The 18771-nt window shown below is 62.3% G+C and carries 17 protein-coding genes and 1 other RNA gene; 8 read left to right on the plus strand and 10 right to left on the minus strand.

Translation table 11 applies throughout. The features are described 5' to 3' along the window. Nucleotide 1: 1 nt before the first annotated feature. From rsmH to QD408_RS09940, 8 genes are all read right to left on the minus strand, one after another. A complete protein-coding gene (gene rsmH, locus QD408_RS09905; RefSeq protein WP_088681330.1) occupies nt 2-1027 on the minus strand; it encodes a 16S rRNA (cytosine(1402)-N(4))-methyltransferase RsmH in 1026 nt (341 codons plus the stop codon). A 17-nt stretch (nt 1028-1044) separates the two neighbouring features. After that, complete coding sequence (mraZ, locus tag QD408_RS09910; protein ID WP_245313492.1) at nt 1045-1482, minus strand: division/cell wall cluster transcriptional repressor MraZ; 438 nt, start codon at nt 1480-1482, stop codon at nt 1045-1047. A gap of 412 nt (nt 1483-1894) precedes the next feature. Then, an RNA gene (gene rnpB / locus QD408_RS09915) (RNase P RNA component class A) lies at nt 1895-2292 on the minus strand. Nucleotides 2293-2347: 55 nt separating this feature from the next. Further along, nucleotides 2348-3523 carry an NAD(P)/FAD-dependent oxidoreductase gene (locus QD408_RS09920; protein WP_414139182.1) on the minus strand — a complete coding sequence of 392 codons (1176 nt, stop codon included), beginning with the start codon at nt 3521-3523 and terminating at the stop codon, nt 2348-2350. 10 nt (nt 3524-3533) lie between these two features. Continuing rightward, nucleotides 3534-4721, minus strand: a complete 1188-nt coding sequence (locus QD408_RS09925) for an NAD(P)/FAD-dependent oxidoreductase (protein WP_414139183.1) — start codon at nt 4719-4721, stop codon at nt 3534-3536. 116 nt (nt 4722-4837) lie between these two features. Continuing rightward, nucleotides 4838-5461: a lytic transglycosylase domain-containing protein gene (locus QD408_RS09930; RefSeq protein ID WP_414139184.1), complete on the minus strand. Its 624-nt coding sequence runs from the start codon at nt 5459-5461 to the stop codon at nt 4838-4840. A gap of 261 nt (nt 5462-5722) precedes the next feature. Continuing rightward, nucleotides 5723-6484, minus strand: coding sequence for an N-acetylmuramoyl-L-alanine amidase (locus QD408_RS09935; protein WP_414139185.1), 762 nt, complete (start codon nt 6482-6484; stop codon nt 5723-5725). After that, nucleotides 6481-7188, minus strand: coding sequence for a J domain-containing protein (locus QD408_RS09940; RefSeq protein WP_088681324.1), 708 nt, complete (start codon nt 7186-7188; stop codon nt 6481-6483). Before QD408_RS09940 ends, QD408_RS09935 begins: the two co-directional genes overlap by 4 nt. 392 nt (nt 7189-7580) lie before the next feature. On the opposite strand from QD408_RS09940, the gene QD408_RS09945 reads away from it, so the two are divergent. From QD408_RS09945 to QD408_RS09955, 3 genes are all read left to right on the plus strand, one after another. Next, complete coding sequence (locus tag QD408_RS09945) at nt 7581-8792, plus strand: pyrophosphate--fructose-6-phosphate 1-phosphotransferase (RefSeq protein ID WP_414139186.1); 1212 nt, start codon at nt 7581-7583, stop codon at nt 8790-8792. Between the two features lie 57 nt (nt 8793-8849). Then, the gene (locus tag QD408_RS09950) at nt 8850-9485 is read left to right on the plus strand and encodes a LysE family translocator (protein ID WP_088681322.1); all 636 of its coding nucleotides are present in this window, start codon (nt 8850-8852) and stop codon (nt 9483-9485) included. Between the two features lie 145 nt (nt 9486-9630). Next, nucleotides 9631-10572: a transglycosylase SLT domain-containing protein gene (locus QD408_RS09955; RefSeq protein ID WP_414139187.1), complete on the plus strand. Its 942-nt coding sequence runs from the start codon at nt 9631-9633 to the stop codon at nt 10570-10572. 38 nt (nt 10573-10610) lie between these two features. Here the strand turns inward: QD408_RS09955 and QD408_RS09960 are convergent, their stop codons facing one another. Then, nucleotides 10611-12038 (minus strand): serine hydrolase domain-containing protein, encoded by a 1428-nt coding sequence (locus tag QD408_RS09960; RefSeq protein WP_414139188.1) that lies wholly within the window; start codon nt 12036-12038, stop codon nt 10611-10613. Nucleotides 12039-12228: 190 nt separating this feature from the next. On the opposite strand from QD408_RS09960, the gene QD408_RS09965 reads away from it, so the two are divergent. The 5 genes from QD408_RS09965 (at nt 12229) to QD408_RS09985 (ending at nt 17407) form a co-directional block, all read left to right on the plus strand. After that, nucleotides 12229-13473, plus strand: coding sequence for a DUF3419 family protein (locus QD408_RS09965; RefSeq protein ID WP_414139189.1), 1245 nt, complete (start codon nt 12229-12231; stop codon nt 13471-13473). After that, complete coding sequence (locus QD408_RS09970; RefSeq protein WP_414139190.1) at nt 13470-14144, plus strand: class I SAM-dependent methyltransferase; 675 nt, start codon at nt 13470-13472, stop codon at nt 14142-14144. The genes QD408_RS09965 and QD408_RS09970 overlap by 4 nt, the downstream gene beginning before the upstream one ends. A gap of 127 nt (nt 14145-14271) precedes the next feature. Next, entirely contained in the window at nt 14272-15069 is a 798-nt protein-coding gene (locus QD408_RS09975) for a GH25 family lysozyme (protein WP_414139191.1), read from the plus strand. Nucleotides 15070-15150: 81 nt separating this feature from the next. Beyond that, a complete protein-coding gene (locus tag QD408_RS09980; RefSeq protein WP_414139192.1) occupies nt 15151-16371 on the plus strand; it encodes a lytic murein transglycosylase in 1221 nt (406 codons plus the stop codon). Between the two features lie 130 nt (nt 16372-16501). Then, nucleotides 16502-17407: a DMT family transporter gene (locus QD408_RS09985; RefSeq protein WP_088681315.1), complete on the plus strand. Its 906-nt coding sequence runs from the start codon at nt 16502-16504 to the stop codon at nt 17405-17407. A 460-nt stretch (nt 17408-17867) separates the two neighbouring features. Here the strand turns inward: QD408_RS09985 and metF are convergent, their stop codons facing one another. Continuing rightward, complete coding sequence (metF, locus tag QD408_RS09990; RefSeq protein WP_088681314.1) at nt 17868-18770, minus strand: methylenetetrahydrofolate reductase [NAD(P)H]; 903 nt, start codon at nt 18768-18770, stop codon at nt 17868-17870. Between the last annotated feature and the right edge of the window lies 1 nt (nt 18771).

An 18771-nucleotide genomic window follows, 5' to 3' on the forward strand; every position in this document is an offset into this window, starting at 1 on the left:
ATCAACCTCCAAGCTTTCCGAGAGTGGCAAGATTGGGAAACCCGAAGAGCGACATATCCGCCGCCTCGGCGGCGGCATCCGTGCGCAGACCGGCGCGCAGCTTGGCGGAGCGGGCGCGCGGATTGGCCTCGGCCTCCGCTTCGCTTGCCGAAACCATCGGCTTGCCGATGGCCGTGAACGTCGCTGCCCGCTCATGCGCAACCGGCAGGTGACGCGAACCCGACGCCTTGCCGGCGCGATCGGAGAAGAATTTCTTGACGATGCGGTCTTCGAGCGAATGAAAGGTGACGACGACGAGCCGCCCGCCGGGCTTCAGCGCTCGCTCCGACGCAAACAGCGCCTGCGCCAGCTCCCCGAGCTCGTCATTGACGAAGATGCGGAGCGCCTGGAAGACGCGTGTCGCCGGATGGATCTTGTCCTTCATCTTGCGCGGGGTGACGAGCTCGATGAGGCCGGCGAGATCGCGTGTCGTTTCGAACGGCTTTTCCTCGCGGCGCTTCTCGATCGCATGCGCGATGCGCGGCGACTGGCTCTCCTCGCCGAGGAAATGAAAGATGCGGATGAGATCGGCGACCTTGGCCCGGTTGACGACATCGGCGGCCGAAACGCCTGTCCCCGACATGCGCATGTCGAGCGGGCCGTTCTTCTGGAAGGAAAAGCCGCGCTCGGCCTCGTCGATCTGCATGGAGGAGACGCCGATATCGAGCACGACACCATCGAGCCCGCCTTGCGGCGCATGGTCGGCAAGATTGGAGAATTGCGAATGAACGAGCTTGAGGCGGCCGCCATGGGCAGCGACCATCGCCTGACCCGCCGCGATCGCTGTCGGATCACGATCGAGCGCGATCACGTCGGCACCGGCCGCAAGGATGGCCGAGCTGTAGCCGCCCGCGCCGAACGTACCGTCGAGAATGAGCTTGCCGGGCGCGGGCGAGAGCGCTGCGAGGACTTCATCGAGAAGAACGGGAATGTGACGAACCGGTCCGCCACCGGCATCAGTTGAACCTCCGCCAGGATTCGCCACCATTCCGTTCCCTCGTCCTTTCAGGAACGCTTGCCCGCCAGCTTGCGCTCCCCTCGTGCCTGCGTCTGCGCCGCCAGAAATGCCTGCGGCTGCCACAGCTGAAAATGATCCGCCCGACCGACGAAGGTCACTTCGTCCGAGATGCCGGTGAAGTCGCGGATAAAATCCGTGACCATCAGCCGCCCCTCGGCATCGAGCTTCATGAAGACCCCGCCTCCGTGAATCAGAAGCGACATCGCGTTCGCATCCGGCGAAAACGGATCTTCCGCAGCAATCTGCCGCTCGAATCTTTCGAGAAGATCCGGGCCGCCGACGCTGATCGCCGGAAACACAAAGTCCTGGAAACAGTAGAGCTCCTGAACGTTGCGCTGCGCCAGCACGGAACGAAATGCCGAAGGCACGGAAACCCTGCCCTTGGCATCGATCCTGTTGGTCGCGTTCGAAAGGAAGCGGCTCATGACTCGAAACATCCGTTCCCGCAGGGAGCCGGACAAAAAGACGCCCGAAAGTCCCAATATCAGGCACAGCTTCGCAAGCCGGATGAGCTAAATCCCACCCGACGCTTCCGGAGAGGAAGACGCCTTTGCTTTGCGATGAATGGGCAAATGATTGCCCTTGTGCAGTGCGCATTTGGGATAGCATGGGACCATATGGGCGTCAATGGGATACGCCCACTTTGCAACGGGCGCATGATCAAACATTTATAAGCTGTTAAGTTTAACAAAGGGTTAGCGGCACCATTTTACAGACGGCACGCATTGGTCGCACCGCACAAAAATCCACCCTGGAGATGCATGAATATGAGCTTGAAAACAGCCTGTTTCAGCGGCTTAGGCTGAAAATCCAGGCCTTGCCGCGGCACGGAAGTTAATCGCCAGTTGGCCTGTAAGCCGGGTTCTGTATGGCTCCGGCGTGAACCGGAACGTGGCAGCCATTCCTCTGGGACAGCGCTCGCACGCTGCCTCACGCAACCCACCCGGATGACTGGCCTGGAAACCGGCCGGAGGGCCTTTCGGCCCGCCACGTCATCCCTATTCGGTCTTGCTCCCGGTGGGGTTTACCGTGCCATATCCGTTGCCGGAAATGCGGTGGGCTCTTACCCCACCCTTTCACCCTTACCTGTCATGACAGGCGGTTTGCTTTCTGTGGCACTTTCCCTGAGGTCGCCCTCGCCGGACGTTATCCGGCACCGTGTTTCCGTGGAGCCCGGACTTTCCTCACCTTACCGCCTTTCGGCATTGGTAAAGCGCGGCTGCCCGGCCAACTGGCAGGGCTCCCATAACTGACGGAGATCGCAATTGCCATCGAAATAAGCGATATCGCTTAACGAAATTGCGGTGTGAAATCCGTGGAGTAGCCTTGTTCGCTGATTCTGCCTGACAAAAGCAGCTCCGCGCCCAGCCTGCCGATTTCGTCCGAACTCTTGGCCGAGGTGCCGGCGCAGCCCGTCAGCACCGCGATCGCGGGCGAAGAGGTATAGCCGATCATCGGATAGCTGCTTTCCGTGAACGAGACGACGCAGGCGGCCGTCGAAATCGAAAGCGGCGTCATATTGGGCACGAGGCCGGCGACGATGCGCTGCAGATGCGAGCGCACGCTCTCGCGCCCCTCGGTCCTGAACCAGGCCCGCATCTCCGCGTCGCTGCGCAGAACCAGATCAGCGGGATCGCCGCCGATCTTCAGGTAGAATTTGCCATCGGGATAACGGATCGGCGGCAGCAGATAGATATGGATGCCGGGCACGTCGAGAATGAGCGACGGCATCGCCGCAAGGCGGGCGGCATCTGCCTCGCTCACTTCAAACAGCGTGACGGTCCGGCCATAAACCGTCATGGCAACCGGCTGCGGCAACAGATTCTCGGCAATGGAAAATCCGCCCGCCGCCAGCAGCACCTTTTCACCGCGATAGGTGAGACCCCCGGCAGTCCTGACGGTCGCCAGCCCGTCCTCCTCGCGGATCGAGACCACATGATCCCGGATGACCGCGGCGCCTGCCCTTTCCGCAAGCATAGATTGCGCCTTGACCAACTTGCGCGGACTGATATGCCCAGCGCCCCTCGGCTCGAACACACCGGCACTTGCGTCGGGAAAGGCAAAGAAGGGAAAGGCGGCCTTCAATCCGGCGTCGTCGAGAAGGCTGGTCTCGACGCCGAGCGAAACGGCGGCCCGCCCGGTCCTTTCGAGATAATCGCTTCCATCAGGTGCAACGACGACGCAGCCGGCCTCACGATAGAAATCGATGCCGCTCTCGCGCGCGATCTCGCCGTAGCGGCCGATCGAGCGATTGGCGAGCAGCGCCCAGTTGCGGTCGGGATCGATGGTGCGGGTGATGCGCCCCTCGTCGTAATGGCTGGCGAAGACCCCCTCATGCGCCTTGCGGTCATCGGGCTCGTCCGGGCCGATCACCGCGACGCCATCCGCCTGCCGCGCCAGATGCCGCGCGGCGGCGGCTCCCATCAGCCCGCGGCCGACGACGATATATTTGAAATCGACTGGCATGATATTCCTCTCAAGCGAAAACCGGCGTCAGCTCGCGCCCGAAATCCTCGTCCCCGAGCTGTCCCTTCTTAAGAAGCACGGCGCCGAGACGCCCGAGTTCGTCGGAGGATTTGGCCGCGACGAAATTGCCGCCGGTCAGCACCGCGATGCGCGGCGACTGGGTGAATCCCACATAGGGATAGCCGGTCGGGGTGAAATTCGCCGCGCACGGAGCCGAGGTGACCGGGCAGCCGGCAAGCTCCGGCATCAGTTGCAGGGCAATGCGTGAGAGATGATCGCGCTCGGCCGTACTGCCGTCGGAGCGAAACCACGCGCCGGCATCCTCCAGCCGGCTGAAGGAAAGCGCCTCGGTATCCCCGCCGAGCTTCAGATAAGTCTTGCCGTCGGGATAATGCACCGGCGGCAGGATATAGATGTGATCTTCCTCCCGGTCGCCGAGCACGATGGTCGACGGCATGTCGCCGAAAACAGTCATCTCGCGCTCGCCGATTTCGTAGAAGACAACGGTACGCGCCATGACTCTCAAATCGACGGGACGCGGCAGCAGGGCATGGAAATTGCTGAAAGCGCCGGCCGCGACCAGCACGCGCTCGGCGCTGTAGTTTCTGTCGCCGGCCGTCACCTCGACATGGGAGCCCGCGTCGCGCACCGATGTCGCGGTCGCTTCGATCAGCGAAACGCCAGCCTGTTCGGCGAGCTTGGCTTGCGCGCGCACCAGCGCCCGCGGATTGATGTGCCCGGCGCGCCTGCGCTCGAAATACCCGCTGAAATCAGGGCCGACACTCAGATAAGGAAAACGCCGGCCGAGGTCCGCAGGCGCGACGATCTCGATATCGCTACCGAGTGTCCCGCTGACGGTCAGCGCCCTTAGAAGAAAGTCCTGCTCATCCTTAAGCGGCGGGCCGGCGAAGAGGCAGCCGACTTCCGAAAAGAAGGAAATGCCGCTCTTCGCCTCGATCTCGCGGTAGCGCGAGAGCGCCCGCGCGGCGAAGGTTCCCCAGGCGAGATTGCCGTCGAAGGTGCGTGTAATACGTGCTTCGTCGTAGTGGCTGGCAAAGACGCCGTGATGGGCCTTGCGCTCCTCGGGCTCCCGCGGGCCGATCAGCGCGATATCGTCGGCCATGGAGGAGAGATGCCGCGCCGCCGCGGCTCCCATCATGCCGCGCCCGATGACGATGAACCTGAAATCGACTGCCATACCTCACCTCATCTCGAGGTGGCCCACCTCGTTTCGAGGTGGGATATCACGGCGCGCGTCCCGATTCATATCGCAAAAATAGCGGTGGAGGATTTTCCTCCCGTCCGCTCGGCGGCTCAGTCGAGCATTGCCAGGACCTTGCCGCAATAGGTCTTCGACACCGGGTTCATGCGCGTTGCGCCATGGCCGGCGTTATACTTGAGGATGGTATTGCACGTCTCTCCACCACCGAGATCATGGGCAGCAGCCAGATATTTCATGCCGTACTTGATGTTGGTTTCCGGATCGAACAGGCCCTTGGCGCTGCCGGAATAACCCATCATGCGGGCCGTTGCAGGCTTTATCTGCATCAGGCCGATTTCACCGTGGCTGCCGCGTGCATTCGGATTGAAATTGCTTTCGACGCGGATGACCGCGGTCGCAAGCGCAACCGGTACAGCATATTCGTTCGCATATTTGCTGATCAGGGCGGAATAGGAATTGCCGGAAACATTGGCGACGGGATAACCGCTCTGGCGCTCGACCGTCTTCAGCGGGCGTTCCGCCGTCTTGAGCGGACGCTTCGCCGGCTTGACCGAACGTTCCGCTTTCTTCAACGGACGTTCTGCCTTCTTCGAAGGACGCTCGACTTTCTTCACCGGCGCATCGGCCCGCACACCCCAATCATTCGCAAACGCAAAGCTATTCCCCGCCAGCACCATGCCAACGCATGTTGCAGCAACAACAATCAGTTTTCTCATGTAGTCTTGAACACTCCGACCCAAAGAATTTCCGGACGGCGCGCCTCGCTGTCATAATGAATACCAGATCAAGGAACGATTGGTATTCACGGTAATTCTTATCGTTTCACATATCGCCCGTGGTTTAACTCGAAAACAACCCCGAGCACCGCTTGGCGGACGTTCTTAGACCATCGCAATGAGGAGATAATAGGGAAATGATGTGGCAGGCCGAATTTCGCGCTGCAATGCGAAATTCGGCGTTTCAGTAATTGCCGAGAATCAGGAATAACGCGGCAGCGTCGACAGCAGCCGGTGCAGCGTGTCGATCGTCGAAAAATCGGCGATCCCGTCCACCCGCTCGGGCCGGAAATGGCGCTGGAAAGCTTCCACGTCACCGGCCGTCTTTTCGGAGAATTCCCCCGTAATTTCAGTGCCGTAACCATAAAGCGACAGCATCGACTGCAGCGCCTCCACCGGCTGGCCGGCGTCGCCGCGCTGAAAGAAGCGCCCGCCAGTGATCGTTGCCGGCTCGACCCAATGGCCCACACCCGCCCGGTGAAGCTCGGCCCAGGGGAATTTTTCGCCCGGATCGACCTTGCGAATCGGCGCGACATCGGAATGCCCGAGCACTCTTTCCGGCGCGATCGACCAACGTTTGACACAGTCGCGACACAATTCGATCACCGCTGCGATCTGCTCTTTCGGATAGTCGGGAAGGCCGCCGGGATGGCCGGGATTGGCGATTTCGATGCCGATCGACAGCGAATTGATATCGCTCTCGCCCTGCCAGCTGCTTTTGCCCGCATGCCAGGCGCGGCGCGCCTCCGGTACGAGCTGGACCACCTCGCCATTCTCATGCACGAAATAATGGCTGGAAACCTGGCTTTCGTCCCGACAGAGCCAATCGAGCGCGCCGTCCGCCGTCGGCATGCCGGTATAGTGCAGCAGGATCATGTCGGGACGGCGCCCGTCCGTCCGCTCGCCGTGATTGGGCGACGGCCGCACGCAAGCGCCTCGGTAATCGGCCTCGAAAGAGGTCATGCGGCGCGGCGTTCCTTCTCGATCGCCGCATAGGCCGCGTTCAGCGCCGCCATGCGTTCGTTGGCGATCACATGGAACTCCTTCGGCACCCCGCGCGAGACCAGCCGGTCGGGGTGATGTTCGCTGACGAGGCCGCGGTAGCGGCGGCGGATCGTCGGGAAATCGTCGGAGGGCGAAACGCCGAGCACCTTATAAGGGTCGCCGCCGGACGAGACGTGGCGGGCGGCGATCTGCTCGAAGCGGGTCTCGCTCATCTGGAAGATCTCGGCGATATGGCTGAGGAAGTTCAGTTCCTTCTCGTGGATCAGCCCATCGGCCTTGGCGATGTGGAAGAGACCGTCAAGTACGTCTTCCAGCACCGGGCAATTGGCCGCGCAAGTGACGCAGAGCGTCGAGAGCCGCTCGGCATAGGCTTCATAGCCGGCGACGTCCTGGCGGGCGAGATTATAGAGCCGGGCGACGTTCTTCGCCTGATCCTCGGGAAATTCGAAGATTTCGCGGAAGGCTTCGACCTCCTTCTCGCTGACGATGCCGTCGGCCTTGGCCATCTTGGCCGAAAGCGCGATGATCGCCACGGAGAAAGCCACCTTGCGCCGGGTCTCGGGATCGCCTTCGAAAACCGTCCGGATAGCCTCGACCACCGCGGAGAGCGCATTGCCCGCGGTATTGCCAATGGCATTCAACAGTTTTTCCCAGAAGGACATCGAAAATCTCTCGCACGCTTGTCAAGTATGAGCAATCAGCTTGACCAAAGAATCGTAGCCTTTGCAAGGCGGCTATTGGTCGTAGGATCGAAAACAGTTTTCACGATTCGGTAATTATTGCAGCGCAGCAGGCGCTCGATCCGTTTCGCCCGATCGTCCGGGAGAGGATTGCCCGCACCAATCCTCCCTCAACGCCTAACCGCCGATTTCCACAAACTGTTCCCGATGAGCAGATCGCGCTTGAAACGATTATATCGACGCTTCGCGCCACCTTTGCCGTTCAACCCGGCAGAAAGGCGCATTTTTCGTAAATTCTTTACTTTACAGGGCCCTTTCCCTGCCGCATCCATGCGTTAGCTAACGCTGCCGCACTGAACACCATAGGAGGGATCATGGCCAAACAGAAAGTCGCAATGCTGACCGCCGGAGGCCTGGCGCCCTGTCTTTCCTCCGCCGTCGGCGGCCTCATCGAACGTTACAGCGACGTCGCGCCCGAGATCGATATCGTCGCCTACAAGTCCGGCTACCAGGGCGTGCTGCTCGGCGACCGTATCGAGATCACCCGCGACATGCGCGAAAAGGCGCCGCTCCTGCACCGCTACGGCGGCTCGCCGATCGGCAACAGCCGCGTCAAGCTCACCAACGCCGCCGACTGCGTCAAGCGCGGCCTGGTCAAGGAAGGCGACAACCCGCTCCGGGTCGCCGCCGAGCGCCTTGCCGATGACGGCATCACCATTCTCCACACGATCGGCGGCGACGATACCAACACCACCGCCGCCGACCTTGCCGCCTATCTCGCCGCCAACGGCTACAATCTCACCGTCGTCGGCCTGCCGAAAACCGTCGACAACGACGTCGTGCCGATCCGCCAGTCGCTCGGCGCCTGGACGGCCGCCGAAGTCGGCGCGCATTTCTTCGACAATGTCAGCAACGAGCAGACGGCAGCACCCCGCACCCTCGTCATCCACGAGGTCATGGGCCGCCATTGCGGCTGGCTGACGGCGGCCACCGCCCGCGCCTATCTCCAGCGCACCAGCCGCAATCAGTATGTCGACGGCCTGATGATGGACGCGCATCTGAAGAGCATCGACGCAGTCTACCTGCCCGAAATGGCCTTCGACCTCGACGCCGAGGCCGCCCGCCTGAAGGACATTATGGACCGCACCGGCCACGCCACCGTCTTCGTGTCTGAAGGCGCCTGCCTCGACGCCATCGTCGCCGAGCGGGAAGCCGCCGGCGAAACCGTCAAGCGCGACGCCTTCGGCCATGTGAAGATCGATACGATCAATGTCGGCGCCTGGTTCCAGAAGCAGTTCGCCAGCCTCCTGAACGCCGAGCGCTCCCTCGTGCAGAAGTCGGGCTATTTCGCCCGCTCCGCGCCTGCCAACGCCGACGACCTCAGGCTGATCCAGAGCATGGTCGATCTCGCCGTCGAAAGCGCGCTCAATAAAGTCTCCGGCGTCACCGGCCACGATGAAGCGCAGAATGGTAAATTGCGCACTATAGAATTCCCGCGCATCAAGGGCGGCAAGGCTTTTGACCTGTCTACGGCATGGTTTGCCGAAGTCATGGACAATATAGGCCAGAAATACAAAGAAGCGTGATTGACGGATCGTTAATATGATGTCTTTGCTTCTTCCTGAGGAATAGGAGGAGACACCATGTCGCTTGAAGCCTGGATCGCTTTTGCGGCCGCATCTGCCATCATGCTGGCCATACCGGGGCCGACGATACTGCTCGTCGTCTCCTATGCGCTCGGCCATGGCCGCCGGACGGCGCTTGCGACGGTCAGCGGCGTGGCGCTCGGCGACTTCACCGCGATGACCGCGTCCCTCTTCGGTCTCGGTGCGGTGCTGGCCGCCTCCGCCACCCTCTTCACCGTCTTGAAGTGGATCGGCGGCGCCTACCTGATCTGGCTGGGAATCAAGCTCTGGCGGGCTCCCGTGATCGGCGAGCCCGTCGCCGACAACGACAATCTGCCCGAGGAAAAATCGCTCAAGATCTTCCTCCACGCCTATGTCGTCACCGCCCTCAATCCGAAGAGCATCGTCTTCTTCGTCGCCTTCGTGCCGCAGTTCCTCAATCCCGCCCTGCCCTTCTTCGGGCAGATGGCGATCATGGAAGCGACCTTCCTCGTGCTGGCGATCCTCAACGCCGCCACCTACGCATTTCTCGCCCATTCCGCTCGCGGACTGATTCGCAAGGCGAGCGTCCAGCGCGCGGTAAACCGCACCGGCGGCACCCTGCTGATCGCTGCAGGCGCCGTAACGGCCGGGTATCGCCGTATTGCGGCTTAAAAAGCCAGGTATCGCGCTGTTGCAGCTTGGAAATAATCCGTGGTTGCCGGAATGCAACGAATAGGTTAATGGGGTCGTCGGGTTTAAGCTTTTTAGTAACTTTTATAACGCTGCCGGGGCGGCGCGATTTCACGAAAGTGACGGAATGGTAGCGATCGGATTGTCCGGCCTGAAACGCGGTCTTGTCGTTTCCACGGTGCTCTGCTGCGGCGTGATCACCGGCTGCACGAGCGTCGAATACACCTCTCAGGCCGAACTGACAGCTGCCCAGACCGTGGTGCCGACACCGAAGCCGGGCGAAGACGCGATGCTTGCCGCGGTCCCGACCGCAGAAGGCGCGGCCGGCCAGGCAATCGCAGGCGCCATGCTTCCCCAGACAGGCCCGTCGCTCACCGCAACGGCGATGCCGGCGGTGACCGCATCCCAGCCAGCCGATCTCACCATGCAGGCCGGCATACAGCCGGCAGCCTATGCGCAGATCCCGCTGACGCCGGAGATGACGGCGATCCAGTCGGTCGTGCCGACGCCGCGCCCGGGTGCGCCGGCGCAGCCGGCAACGCAGCTTGCCTTTGCCGCCACGCCGCAGAACAGCGCGCTTGCAGCGCTTGCCGCAGTCGACACCACGCCGCGCTCCATGGATTACGGCTTCGACGAATCCGGGCCGATCGATCCGCCCACGGCTCCCCCGATGTTCAGCGACGACGACAAGGACGATGCGCCGACCGTCGAGAAGAGCTTCGTTACCAAGCTCATCCAGAAATATTCGAAGATCTACGAAATTCCCGAGACGCTGCTCCATCGCATCGTCCATCGCGAGAGCCGTTACAATCCGAAGGCCTATAACAAGCGCGGCTATTTCGGCCTCATGCAGATCAAATACAACACCGCCAAGTCCATGGGCTATGACGGTGCGCCCGGCGGCCTCTTCGACGCCGAGACCAACATCAAATATGCCGCGAAATATCTGCGCGGCGCCTGGCTCGTCTCCGACAACAGGGAAGACGACGCCGTCCGCCTTTATGCGCGCGGCTATTATTACGACGCCAAGCGCAAGGGCATGAACGACATCGCCCAAGGCAATTACTGACAGCCACGATTGAAATACGTTGAAGCGGAAGCGCCGGCCTATGGCTGCGCTTGCGTCCGTTGTTGCGATCCGGCCTGCTGCTGCGGCGCCCCCGATGGCGGCGAGGCCGCCAGGATCGCCTTGAGAAGCGGCTGCGGCTGATAGTCGAGCCAGCTCGGCGTCAGCCCGAGCCTGACGATAACCAGATTGGCGGAAGGCACGATCGCCATGCTCTGCCCGTCATGCCCGCTCAGCCAGAACGTATCCTCCGGCAGCCCGAAGGCGGCGCTCGAGCCGCCGCCGGGAGCGAGCCAGGCCTGGCCCTGCGTATACCGGCCGTTCGAGGCTGCTGTCGGCGTGCGCATGGCGCCGACGAAACCCTCCGGCAACAGCCGCCGGCCGTTCCACACGCCGTCCTGCAGCAGGAACTGCCCGAAGCGCGCCCAGTCATGCGCCGTCGCATAGAGATAAGAGCTTCCGGCGAAGGTGCCGCGCGCATCGAGTTCGAACACGGCGCTCGTCATGCCGAGCGGCGCAAACAGCGCGTCGTGCGGATAGGCAAAGGCCGCCTGAGCGTTGCCGACCCTGTCCATCCAGATGCGCGACAAGAGCACCGCCGTGCCGCTCGAATAGCGGAACCGTTTACCGGGCGCCGCCTCCATCGGCGCATTGGCCGGCAGCGATACCATGTCGGGATCGAGGTAAAGCATGCGCGTCACATCGGCGACGTCGCCATAATCCTCGTTGAAGGCAAGGCCGCTCTCCATGCCGAGCAGGTCGGAAACCTTGATGTTCCCACGCGCATCGTCCTTCCACTGCGCCAGCAGATGATCGTCGTCGAAGGAGATCTTGCCGTCGAGCATCAGCCGGCCGAGGATTGCCGCATTCACCGTCTTCGTCATCGACCAGCCGACCAGCGGCGTCTTCGCCGAAAATCCCGGACCATAGGCTTCGGCGACGATGCGGCCGTCGCGCACCACCACGATCGCCCGCATCGCCGGACCGGCAAGCTTGGCGTCGGCCAGGAGCGCGGCGATCTTCCCGTCCGGCTGATCACCGGCGCCCTCCCCATCCGGCCACACCGCGTCGCTCGCCTGCATCCTGGCCGGCGCATCGAAGGGCACGGCATGCGCCGCCGCCTCGAAATCGCCGTCCGGTACGCTCGTGCAGCCGAGACCGCTGCGATAGAGCGCGTAACTCGGCGCGAACAGCCCCATGAAGCGCGCCGTCACGCGGTCGTTGTCTCGGTCGACGCTGACGCGCATGAGCCGCAGCAGCGGATTTGCGGGCGCCTGGACGTCGTCCTGAAGCACATCGTCCGCGTCCCGGCCGGCGATGAAGACATTGGAGCAGACGATCTTGGCGGCGTAACCGTCACCGACGCGCAGGAGTTCCGGCGGCCGGACGAAGAGCCAGCCGGCGCCGGCGATGACGAGGAGAACGAGAAGGAGAGCAAACGCCTTCAGGATACGCAGGACAGATCGCATGGCATTCCTCCATGCCGGGAGAGAAGCAGGAATCGCGCCGGCGCGAAAGGGGGCGGCGCGAAGAAGGCCCGTCATGCCGATCACTTCACCGGGAGGGCGATGTATCCGAAGAGCGGCGCCCACAGGCCGCGTCATCAAACTGTAGCAGTGGCGCGCTACACGCCCTGAACGCTAAAAAGGTGACAGACTCATGTCAGAATTTGCACCGGATGCCGGCTTCCGCAAGAACCGGAAACTCAAGGACGCCCTTCTCCGCCACAAGGCTTTTTCGAAGGATGGTTTCTCCGAGCGCCTCTTCGGTCTTCTCTTCTCCGGCCTCGTCTATCCGCAGATCTGGGAGGATCCGGATCTCGACATGCAGGCGATGGAGCTGAAGCCCAATCATCGCATCGTCACCATCGGCTCCGGCGGCTGCAACATGCTCGCCTATCTCTCCAAGGCGCCGGCCTCGATCGACGTCGTCGATCTCAACCCGCACCATATCGCGCTGAACAAGCTGAAGCTCGCCGCCTTCAAGCATCTGCCCGATCACACCGATCTCGTCCGCTTCCTGGCGATGCCGAACGAGAAATCGAACAGCCGCGCCTTCGACCGGCATCTCGCCGAAAGGCTGGACGAGGCGACCCGCAGCTATTGGAACGGCCGCAAGTTCGGCCGCCGCCGCGTCACCGTCTTCGACCGCAACATCTATGAAACCGGTCTGCTCGGCCGCTTCATCGGCGCTGCCCATCTTCTGGCCCGCCTGCACGGCGTCAAGCTGCGCGAAATGACCAAGACCCGTTCGATCCGCGAGCAGCGCCAGTTCTTCGACGAGCAGATCGCGCCGCTGTTCGAAAAGCCGGTCGTGCGCTGGATCACCGGCCGCAAGAGCTCGCTCTTCGGCCTCGGCATTCCGCCGCAGCAATATGACGAGCTGGCAAGCCTTGCCGACGATCATTCGATCGCGCCGGTCTTGAAGCATCGCCTGGAAAAGCTCGCCTGTCATTTCCCGATGCGCGACAATTATTTCGCCTGGCAGGCCTTCGGCCGCCGTTATGCCACCGCGGAGGAAGGCCCGCTGCCGACCTATCTGAAGCCGGAGCACTATGAGGTGATCCGCGCCAATGTCGACCGCGTCAACGTTCACCATGCAAGCTTCACCGAGCTTCTGGCCCGCGAGCCGGCTTCCTCGCGCGATCGCTACATCCTGCTCGACGCGCAGGACTGGATGACCGACGGACAGCTGAATGACGTCTGGCGGGAAATCACCCGCACGGCGCGCGAAGGCGCGCGCGTGATCTTCCGTACCGCCGCCGAAAAGAGCATCATCGAAGGCCGCCTGTCTGTCTCGATCCGCGACCAGTGGGATTATTTCGAGGAGAAGTCGCGCGAACTGACGGCGCTCGATCGCTCGGCGATCTACGGCGGCTTCCACATTTACGGGAAGAAAGCGTGAGCGAGGTCGGCGCCGAGACGGTGGGAAAGAGCGATAACCATGCCAGCCTGATGGATGGCATGTACCGCTACCAGCGCCATATCTACGACCTCACCCGCAAATATTACCTCCTCGGTCGCGACAGCACGATCCGCAATCTCGACGTTCCGGATGGTGGCACCCTGCTCGAAGTCGGCTGCGGCACCGGGCGCAACATGGCTTTGGCTCATAAGCATTTTCCGGGCGCCAAGCTGTTCGGCCTCGACATTTCCCAGGAAATGCTGATCTCGGCCCGCAAGACCTTCGCCACCAAGGCGACCATCCCGGAATTCCGCGTCGCCGACGCCACGGCGTTCACACCGCGCGAATTCGGCGTCAGCGGCTTCGACCGCATCCTGATCTCCTATGCCCTGTCGATGATCCCGGACTGGGAGCGCGCCGTCGATGCGTCGATCGCCGCGCTCAATCCCGGCGGCCAGCTGCACATCGTCGATTTCGGCCAGCAGGAGGGCCTGCCGCGCTGGTTCCGCCGCATGCTGCAGTCCTGGCTTGCGAAGTTCCACGTCACCCCGCGCCGCGACCTGCGCGAGGTTCTGGAAGCCCAGGCCGATGAGCATAATGCGCGCCTGGTATTCGAAACCGTCGGGGGCGGTTATGCCTGGCGGGCAGCTATTATCAGCAAGCGCTCATAATTCGCTTGAAACTAACCGATTTTTTACGTTGATATGGTGAAAAGAGGGTTATTCCTCTGCTGGACTCGTTTTTCTCGAAGGTCAGGCTGTGGGGCAAAGAGATCATTCGGTTCACGACGGGATACCCATGCGCCGGCTTTTGTTTTGCGTTCTGCCTCTGGCCATCATGCTGGCCGGCTGCTCCTCCTCCGGTCAAGACTATCTCGAAACCGCATCGATAAAGCCGAAAACCCGCTTTCAGGACACCGATCCGCAGGATTTCGGCCCGAAGCATCCGCAGCAGAACGCCATCCACGGCATCGACATCTCCAAATGGCAGGGCGATATCGACTGGAGCACGGTGCGGAATTCCGGCGTCGCCTTCGCCTTCATCAAGGCGACGGAAGGCAAGGACAGGGTCGATCCCCGCTTCGACGAATATTGGCGCGAGGCGCGCGCCGCGGGCATCCCGCACGCCCCCTATCATTTCTATTATTTCTGCTCCTCGGCCGACGAGCAGGCCGACTGGTTCATCCGCAACGTGCCGAAGGAGGCGATGCGCCTGCCGCCGGTGCTCGATGTCGAGTGGAACGCCGAATCGAAAACCTGCCGCTATCGTCCCGACCCGGAAACGGTGCGCTCGGAAATGCAGCGTTTCATGAACCGCCTGGAAGCCTATTACGGCAAGCGCCCGATCATCTACACCTCGGTCGATTTCCATCGCGAAAATCTCGCCGGCTATTTCCAGGATTATCATTTCTGGGTCCGCTCGGTGGCAAAACACCCGGAAGTGACCTATTCCGACCGCCGCTGGGCCTTCTGGCAATATACCTCGACCGGCGTTATTCCCGGCATCAAGGGACCGACCGACATCAATGTCTTTGCCGGCAGCGCAAAGAACTGGAACAATTGGGTCGCGGCCGTTTCCAAGGATAGAAATTCTTAGTAACGTCTTCCAATCTTTCTTGCTTCCGTCACATTCCTCTGTGAAAGCGACGGGCATCCATTTGCTATAAGGACAGCATTCATGCACCGCTCGCTCGCAAGCCGCTCTGCACTCGCCCTCCTGTTTGCCCTCGCTCTCGCAGGCGGCGCAGCCGCCCAGCAGGCGCCCGCGGCCTCAGCCCCGGCGGCACCCTGCGGCGGCGATCTCTCCGCCTTCCTCCAGGGCGTCAAGGCCGATGCGGTCGCCGCAGGCGTCAGCGCCGCAGCCGCCGACGAGGCGCTGGCCGGCGCTGAAATCGATCCCAAGGTTCTGAGCCGGGATCGCGCCCAGGGCGTCTTCAAGCAGACCTTCCTCGAATTCTCCCAGCGCACCGTCAGCCAGGCCCGCCTCGACATCGGCCGCCAGAAGATGAAGCAATATGCCGACGTCTTTGCCCGCGCCGAGCAGGAATTCGGCGTTCCCTCCGGCGTCATCACCGCCTTCTGGGCGATGGAAACCGATTTCGGCGCCGTCCAGGGCGATTTCAACACCCGCAACGCCCTGGTGACGCTGTCGCACGACTGCCGCCGCCCGGAACTCTTCCGCCCGCAGCTGATCGCCCTCATCGAGATGGTCCAGCACGGCGATCTCGACCCCGCCACCAACACCGGCGCCTGGGCCGGCGAGATCGGCCAGGTCCAGATGCTGCCGCGCGACATCATCGCCTATGGCATGGATGGCGACGGCGACGGCCATGTCCGCCTGAAACAGAGCGGCCCGGACGCCATCCTGACGGCGGCGAAATTCATCCAGCATCTCGGCTTCGAGCGCGGCCAGCCCTGGCTGCAGGAAGTCACCCTGCCCGACAGCCTGCCCTTCGAGAAATCCGGCCTTGGCGGCACGATGAAGGCCGCCGAATGGTTCGCGCTCGGCGTCAAGCCGCGCGACGGCAACACCGCCTTCGGCGATCTCGAAGGCGACCTCGTGCTGCCGCAGGGCCGCATGGGACCGGCCTTCATCGCCTATCCGAATTTCAAGATCTATCTCGAATGGAACAAGTCGTTCATCTACACGACGTCGGCCGCCTATTTCGGAACCCGCCTTTCCGGCGCCCCGACCTATCTCAAGGGCGTACCCGAGCAGGGCCTTTCCAACGACCAGATGAAACAACTGCAGACGAAGCTGGATTCGCTTGGCCATGATGTCGGCGAGATCGACGGCATCCTCGGCTCCGGCACACGCGTCGCGATCCAGAAGGAACAGCAGCGCTTGGGCATGCCGGCCGACGGCTGGGCGACGCCCGCCCTCCTCAATGCCCTCTGATCACTGCTGACAGCTTGCCGCCACCCGCTTTGCAAGAAACGGGTGGCGCCATGCGCCGCCTCAGCTAAGACTTCCATTGAAGAATCGATGCCGTTTCGGCAGCGATTCGGTTTGCTATGGAGGACGCGGCTTGGACAGCAGAATGAATGCCTGGACCTGGGGACTGCTGGTCCTGCTCGGCCTGATCTGGGGCGGCTCCTTTTTCTTTGCCCGCATCGCCGTTGAGCACGTGCCGCCGCTGACGCTCGTCTTCCTCCGGCTGCTGCTCGCAGCGCTCGCCCTGCATGTCTATATCGCCGGCCGTCTCGACATCTATTCGATCCTCAGTGACCGCTGGCGCGAGTTCCTGATCCTCGGCATCATCAACAATGTCCTGCCGCATGCCTTGATCTTCTTCGGCCAGACCCGCATCGGCGCCGGTCTTGCGGCGATCCTGAACGCGACGACGCCGATCTGGACCGTGCTCATCGCCAATTACCTCACCTCGGACGAAAAGCTGTCTTCGGCCAAGATCGCCGGCTGCCTCGTCGGCCTCGCCGGAACGATCGTGCTGATCGGCCCCGGCATCTCCGGCGGCAGCGAAGCCCCGCTCTGGGCGCTGCTGCTGCCGGTGCTCGCCGCCGTCTCCTACGGTTTCGCCGCCACTTACGGCAAACGCTTCAAGGGCGTCCCCGCCCCCGTCACGGCCGCCGGCCAGTTGACCGCTTCCTCGCTGGTCGCGCTGCCGCTGTCGCTGCTGGCCGATCGCCCCTGGACACTGGCTGCGCCGCCGCTGGATGCGCTGCTTGCCATCCTGGCGCTGGCGCTGCTGTCGACCGCCTTCGCCTACATTCTCTATTTCAGGATCATGGCAATGGCCGGCGCCACCAACGCTTCGCTCGTCACCCTGCTGGTACCGCCGGGCGCCATCCTTCTCGGCGTGCTCTTCCTCGGTGAAAGGCTCAGCCTCGCCGAATTCGCCGGCATGGCGCTGATCGGTTTCGGCCTCGTCATCCTTGATGGCCGCGCCTATCGCCTGCTGGTGAAGCCTGCCTGACGGCCAGGTTGCAGTTTTCCTATGTTTTCAACCTGTTGCGGGCTCGCCATGTTTTGGGCGCATAGATGAATCCACGATCGCCTGATTTAACGCCGTGTTAAAATGTGTGAAGAAAAATTTTCCTTAAATTATCGTTTCATCTCAATGACTTGGGAAAACGATGCTCGACTTATCCACCGGCCATTTCGGCAGCGCAGCATAGAATCCGCTTCCCAACCGACATATTTCAGACATAATATCAGGCGGTTAACGCGAGGAGACAGACATGGGACTCACGCAATCCTTGAATGTTCTGTTGGTCAGTGCAGCGTTTGCTTTCGTCTTATCCATGCTCTTCATTTGAGCCGGGATGACGGATGCGGAACGCTGATAGTGCCTAAACTCCCCTGATCAATCCGCCAAAGAAAAAGCGCATGTCCCGCCCGACATGCGCTTTTTCACTTTTGAACGTCTGAAACGATCAGGCGGCAGCACCCGCGCTCTTCGGCGACCGGCGGGAGAAGCCGAGATTGTCGAGCACGGCGGAAACCAGCGGCGCACGGTTCATCGTGTAGAGATGGAACTCGTCGAGGCCGCGCCGGACGAGATCCTCGATCTGCTCAGCCGCGACGTCGGCCGCAACCTTCGCCCGTTCCTCGGGCTTGTCGTCGAAGCCCGCGAAGCGTTCGTCGAGGAAGGCGGGGATGACGGTGCCGCAAGCGCCGGCGAAACGCTTCAGCTGCGTCAGGTTCTGGATCGGCATGATGCCGGGCACGATCGGGATCGAGATGCCGGCGGCGCGCACCCGCTCCAGGTAGCGCTCGAAATTGTCGTTGTCGAAGAAGAATTGCGTCAGCGCGCGGTCGGCGCCGTTGTCGGCCTTGCGCTTCAGCATGTCGATATCGGCGGCGGTATCGCGGCTTTCCGGGTGCTTTTCCGGATAGGCGGAGACCGAAATCTCGAAATCGGCGATCGACTTGAGGCCGGCCACCAGTTCCGCCGCATTGGCGTAACCGCCGGGATGCGGCTGATAGGGCGCGCCGGCGCCGCCGGGTGCGTCACCGCGCAACGCCACGAAATGCTTCACGCCGACCTTGCGGAACGTATCGATCATATGATGCGTTTCTTCCTTCGTCGCACCGACGCAGGTGAGATGCGAGGCGGTGGCGAGCGGCGTCTGCGACAGGAAGCGCGTGACGGCCGACAGCGTCGGCGCCTTGGTGGTGCCGCCGGCGCCATAGGTCACCGACACGAAATCCGGCTCCCAATCCTGCAGCTTGGCGACGGTGTCCCAGAGCTGCCCTTCCATCTCTTCCGATTTCGGCGGAAAGAATTCGAAGGAGATCCCGAAGTTGCGCCCGCGTGCTTCGTTTTTCAAAGCCATG

It is taken from the genome of Rhizobium sp. BR 249 (genome assembly GCF_047445895.1).
Taxonomy (GTDB): Bacteria; Pseudomonadota; Alphaproteobacteria; order Rhizobiales; family Rhizobiaceae; genus Rhizobium.